The sequence below is a fragment of the Nocardioides sp. P5_C9_2 genome (assembly GCF_054049555.1).
In genome coordinates this window covers 1-2,715 of record NZ_JBFUMD010000509.1, presented here as the reverse complement: position 1 = coordinate 2,715, position 2,715 = coordinate 1, and the positions used below count along the sequence as shown (strand labels likewise).

General features: G+C 71.0%; 4 protein-coding genes. All 4 read right to left on the bottom strand.

The features are described from left to right. Positions 1-410, bottom strand: a 410-nt coding sequence (gene dgt / locus ACXJKL_RS18925) for a dGTP triphosphohydrolase (protein ID WP_457208550.1), incomplete at its 3' end; no start/stop codon positions are given. 34 nt (positions 411-444) lie between these two features. Next, positions 445-1,083 carry a hypothetical protein gene (locus ACXJKL_RS18920; protein ID WP_457208549.1) on the bottom strand — a complete coding sequence of 213 codons (639 nt, stop codon included), beginning with the start codon at positions 1,081-1,083 and terminating at the stop codon, positions 445-447. A 40-nt stretch (positions 1,084-1,123) separates the two neighbouring features. Beyond that, the gene (locus ACXJKL_RS18915; protein WP_457208548.1) at positions 1,124-2,041 is read right to left on the bottom strand and encodes a hypothetical protein; all 918 of its coding nucleotides are present in this window, start codon (positions 2,039-2,041) and stop codon (positions 1,124-1,126) included. A gap of 185 nt (positions 2,042-2,226) precedes the next feature. After that, positions 2,227-2,715 (bottom strand): tRNA-dihydrouridine synthase (locus tag ACXJKL_RS18910; RefSeq protein WP_457208547.1); only part of this gene is annotated, 489 nt, incomplete at its 5' end.

Below are 2,715 nucleotides of genomic sequence, written 5' to 3'. Positions count from 1 at the left end.
GCCTCGAGGCGCGACAGGAGCCGCAGCGTCTGGGCGTTGCCCTCGAAGCCGCCGCAGTCCTGGCTCAGCTCGGCCAGCACCCGCTCGCCGTTGTGCCCGAAGGGCGGGTGGCCGAGGTCGTGGGCCAGCGCGGCCGTCTCGGTGATGTCGGGGTGACAGCCCAGCGCACGGGCCAGGTCCCGCGCGACCTGCGCCACCTCGAGGCTGTGGGTCAGCCGGTTGCGCACGAAGTCGTCGGTCTGCGGACCCACGACCTGGGTCTTGGYCGCGAGCCGGCGCGAGGCCGCCGCGTGCACCACCCGGGCGCGGTCGCGCTCGAAGGCGGTGCGCACCGGGGCGTCCACCCGCTTGGGCGGCTCGTCGACCACGCGGGCGCGGTCGTGCTCGTCGTACAGCTCGTCGGGTGTCATCGCCCGCGAGCCTAGTGGCGCACCGGCGGGCGAGTCAGATCAGCTTCGGGAAGGTGGCGAGGAAGGCCGTGGTGGCGACGAACCCGATCGCCGCGATCGCCAGCATCAGCCACTGCGCGCGGGAGTTGCGCATCCGCGTCGCGAGAGCACTGAAGAAGAGCACGGTGGCGAACGCGACCGTCAGGATCGTGTAGTTGTCCCCGCGCTGGTTGTTGCGGAGTGCCTCCTCGTACTTGGCGTCGGCCCGGGCGTCCGCCTCCACGGACTGCTGCAGCTCGGGGATCGCGTATTCCTTCAGGTCGAACGGCGTCGGCGCGGCGTCCGGGTTCACGAGGGGTCGCTCGGCGAGCCAGACGGGGAAGGCGCTGGCCAGCGGTTCGGGGAACCGCTGCTGGAGGAAGTCGGTCAGCTCGGCGTCGTCGGACTGGTAGGCGTCCAGCCACTGGGTGAACAGCGAGACCTGGATCGTCTGCTTGCGGTTCGCGTCACCCTCGAACCGGGCCGCCTCGATGCGCGCCGTGGACGCCTGGGCGAACGAGATCGACATCGCACCGCCCCACTTGCTGGACTGGAAGCCGGCCCAGGCGGTCATGATCGCCGTGACCGACAGGAGCAGGACCGCCGCCAGCTCGAGCCAGTCGACCGCGCGGTGCTCGGGGTGCTCGTCGGCCATGTCGTCGCTCCCTCAGCTCGGACGTGCTCGCACCATCGGATCAGTAGACGGTGACGTGCACGTGGTCGTAGTGGTTGGCGGTCGTCGACCCGCGGTCGGACATGCCGCGCCAGCCCTCGCCACTGCGCTCGACGGACCAGATCTGCTGGGAGTAGATGATGTACTCGATGCCGAGCTCGGAGTAGTGCGCACGGAGGAACTCCGCGACCTCCCAGCCGGTCGCTCCACTGGTCATGATGTCGATGGCGCGGCCCTCGCCGTGCTCGCCGTCACCGCGCCACGTGCCGTACGCCGTGATCTGCGGCCAGTTGGCGCAGACGACGTCGTGGATGCCGTAGAGCGCGGCGTGGCCGGCGTCGATCGTGGACCCGTTGGTGCACTGGCCGTCCAGGGACGGACCGGTCTCGGGCTTCTCGTCGGCGAGGTAGCCGGAGGTGACCCAGCGGGACCTGCCGTCGACGACGATCTCGACCTTGTCACCGTCCTTGCGCCCGGTGACCAGGACCTTCTCGAGGGAGTCGACGAGGCCGACCTGGCGAGCGTCGCGCTCGGCGCTCGTCCACAGGTTGAGCTCGGCGGTCGTCCAGAGCGTGGTGTCGGCGGTCCGGACGGCCTGGGCCGTGGCCTTCTGCTGGCGGGCATCCTGCCGCTTCTCCTGGCGGGCTGCCTGACGGGCGTCCTGCTTCTTCTCCTGGCGGGCTTCCTCGCGGGCGTCCTGACGACGCTCGGAGCGGGAGACGACGTCGCCGCGCTGGGCGACGGTGGCGGCGGAGATGCCGGCAGCGGCGTTCGAGGACGAGGCGAGCAGGTCCTGGGTGCCGGGGACGACGGGTGAGGAGGTCATCACACCCAGGGCGACGGCGGACAGGGTCGCGAGGACGGCGACGGGTCCGGCCACCTGGATGGCTGAGGGAGTGCGGCGGGCATTGGCGTCCCGCGTGTGGCGATGCTGAGCCACAGCGTAGGTCCTTTGCTGTTGCGTGCAGGGGGATGCTGACCGACTCTCGAGCCTGTGAGGGCCTCGGGGGGAGAGGCGGGCAGAACCACGAGTGAAGCACAGCATTTCTGGCCTGTCCCAATTCCGGGGAGACTTGTCGCAGGTGTTCCCGGTCACCGGGTCGTCACCACTTCGACACCGCTGCGTTATCCGCCCGTGACCTCGAGGGCGTCCTCGCGGACGTGGAAGTCCCGGCCGTCGGTGTCGTCGAGCCAACCCTCGGGAAGCACGACACGCTTGCGCGGGGCCCCCTGGCGACCGCGCGGCGTGCCCAGCTCGCCGACCGGGAAGTCCTCGTCGGGGTCCAGGTCGACGAGCAGGTCGTCAAGGGTCGCCAGCGAGTCGACCAGCGCCAGCCGGTGCCGCAGGTCACCACCGGCCCGGAAGCCCTTCAGGTACCACGCGACGTGCTTGCGGAACTCCTTGCAGYCGCGCTCCTCCCCCATGTGCTCGCTCAGCAGCTCGGCGTGCCGGCGCATCATGGTCGCCACCTCGCCGAGCGTGGGCAGGGTGGCCACCTGCTCTCCGGCGAAGGCCGCGGCGAGGTCGCGGAAGAGCCACGGACGGCCCAGGCAGCCACGGCCGACGACGACACCGGCGACGCCGGTGTCCTGGACCATCCGCACCGCGTCGGC